General features: G+C 44.8%; 2 protein-coding genes and 1 pseudogene. All 3 read right to left on the bottom strand.

Features of this window, described 5'->3' with window-relative positions; translation table 11 throughout:
* Positions 1 to 105 precede the first annotated feature (105 nt).
* A complete protein-coding gene (locus ACKI5B_RS09600) occupies positions 106 to 1,122 on the bottom strand; it encodes a FecCD family ABC transporter permease (protein ID WP_407428170.1) in 1,017 nt (338 codons plus the stop codon).
* Between the two features lies 1 nt (position 1,123).
* Complete coding sequence (locus tag ACKI5B_RS09595; RefSeq protein WP_407428168.1) at positions 1,124 to 2,218, bottom strand: ABC transporter substrate-binding protein; 1,095 nt, start codon at positions 2,216 to 2,218, stop codon at positions 1,124 to 1,126.
* A gap of 32 nt (positions 2,219 to 2,250) precedes the next feature.
* Positions 2,251 to 2,430, bottom strand: a pseudogene (locus ACKI5B_RS09590) (hypothetical protein); the annotation flags it as partial.

The following is a 2,430-nucleotide window of genomic DNA, read 5'->3' as shown; positions in this document are numbered from 1 at the left end:
TGGAGCCTAAAACGCACAAGATTTCCCCGTCAGAAAGGTCAAAAGTGATATTATCCAAGACACGGCGTGAATCGTAGGAAAAGCCGCCGTTTTTTACCTGAAAGGTCATGCCCACACTCCTCCTGTTTTTCTAAGTAAACTGATGAAAACCGGAGCTCCGATAATTGCAGTCAGAATTGAAATCGGGATTTCCGCAGAGGAAGCACTCCGGGCAAAAGTGTCAATTATAACCATAAAAATCGCCCCAAACGAAATACTCAAAGGAACTACCGTCTTATTGTTGCTGCCCAAAAGCATTCGTGAAATATGGGGAATCAAGAGTCCAACCCAGCCAATCTGACCACACATGGAAATTACCGAAGCCGTAATCAACGAAGATGCAACGATTATGCATAGGCGCAGGTACTTAATGTTCACTCCCATTGATTTTGCCTCATCTTCGTTAAGGGAGAGAATGTTTAGCCGCCACTTTAATGACCAGATTATGACCAGCCCAATAAGAATAAAAGGCACGCCAAAAATCAAACTCTTGTAAGTCACGCTGGACATGCTTCCCATAAGCCAATAAGTGATTGAAGGAAGCTCGTCCTCAGGGTCAGCCAGGTACTTTACGATTGAAACCAAAGCCTGAAAGAGCGAGGAAATCACCATTCCAGACAAAATAATCATGATGATTGAAGATTTTCCCTTTATCCGGCTTATCTGTATCGTTAAAAAACAAGAAACAAGGCCAAAGCACAAGGCAAGGGCCTGAATTCCTATTAAGTTCCAGTGAAACATCATTGCAAGGACAGCCCCAAAGGAGGCCCCGCTGGCCACCCCAAGCGTGTCAGGAGTTGCAAGTGGATTTGAAAACAGTCCCTGAAAGGCCGTTCCAGAACATGCAAGCCCCGCCCCTGCCACAAGAGCAAGAAGAATTCGCGGGAAGCGGACTTTGAAAATCACGGTCTTTGCCATGACATCGCCGCTTTCTCCCCGCAGTGCATCCGCAAACGACTGGATAATCTGCAGGGGCGAAAGACTATAGCGGCCCACCCCAAGACAAATCAAAACTGTCACGGGAATCAGCAGGAAAGAGACAAGGATAAAAAGCGAGCGAAAGTTTTTATTCTCGATGAACATATTATTTTCCGCTTGCAGCCCGAACCGGATGATAAATGGCCTGTAAATCTTCAGCTTTCAAATCAACACCGTAATATTTTTTGTAGTAGCCGGTGATGTTTTTGTCCATGTCGATGTCAGAAAAAAGCTGAGGCTGTATTTTTGTGGCAAGCCACTGAAGGACAAGCGGTGTGTCGCTTGCAGGCGGGAACCAGCGGTACATGCCTAGCGGGAATTTATAGACTTTTCCTTCTTTTACGGCCTTTACCAGCGACCAGTCAGTGCCTTCGATTTTGTTTTCAAGCAAATCTTCTGCCAGACGCGGACTGAAATTCGTAATGAAAATCATGTCAGGATTCCACTTATAAACCTGTTCCATGTTGATTTTTCCCTGCCCCTTAAAATCAGCGGCAACATTGATTCCGCCGGCAGTTCCAATCCAGTATTCTGAGAAAAAATTGCTTCCCGCGGCTGTCATATTTGCATCATCATAATTAAAAAGAATAAGGACGCGAGGCTTCTGAGAGTCATCAAGCTTATTCACCCGTTCCAAAATATCATTCTGAACCTTGCGGCCTTCTTCAATAATCTGTGAGGCACGTCCAGTGTCACCGAAAATCTGTCCTAAAAGATTAATCCAGTCAGCGTAGGTTTCTACGGAATTGTAGCCTGAAAGAGTGACTGAAAATCCGACTGCTGGGATTCCGGCATTTTCGTAAACCTGACGCTCTTCTTCATTTGTCGCAGAATAGAAGACAACATCCGGCTTAAGTTTGAGCAATTCCTCCACATTAACCACCCCGTTCTGGACAAAAGAAGAATCTATTTTTGTGACTTCAGGGTAAACAGTAGCCAGGTAGGAATTTTTTGCAGCAGCCATTGACGACGGATGCATTCCCACCAGCTTGTCAGTTGAGCCCATGTACATGCAGTAAACTGAGGCCAGCGGGAGAATTGAGCCGATTACGATTCTGTTCAGTTCGGCAGGAATTTCAACTTGGCGTCCTGTGTGGTCAGTGATTGTACGGGTAGCTTTCTTTGCAGCTTCTTTTTTACTGCAAGACGAAAAATTAAAAACCATAAGAAGTGCCGTTACGGCAAGCAATGATTTTTTCATATATAACTCCTTAAAACTTTTTTGACTGTTTCTTATTTAATGATTTGGCGGACAAAATCCGAAAACTCCTCGCTGAGGAAATTAACGGGTTTGTCCCAGCAGATTTTGCTTGAAACGGCCACATGAGGGAGCGGGTAAAAAGAAATATTTTTTTTCTGCTCCACCTTTATCAGCTGCTCAATCAGCGGATCTGCCAAGTCGGAGGCCAAGCG

Source organism: Treponema sp., assembly GCF_045657965.1.
Classification (GTDB): Bacteria; Spirochaetota; Spirochaetia; order Treponematales; family Treponemataceae; genus Treponema_D.
The sequence above is the reverse complement of the archived record's forward strand: the minus strand, read 5'-3'. Positions and strand labels throughout refer to the sequence as shown.

Bases quoted from the DNA above. Each gene is read 5' to 3' on its own strand.
- ACKI5B_RS09595 (WP_407428168.1), bottom strand. From the start codon at position 2,218: ATGAAAAAATCATTGCTTGCCGTAACGGCACTTCTTATGGTTTTTAAT.
- ACKI5B_RS09600 (WP_407428170.1), bottom strand. From the start codon at position 1,122: ATGTTCATCGAGAATAAAAACTTTCGCTCGCTTTTTATCCTTGTCTCT.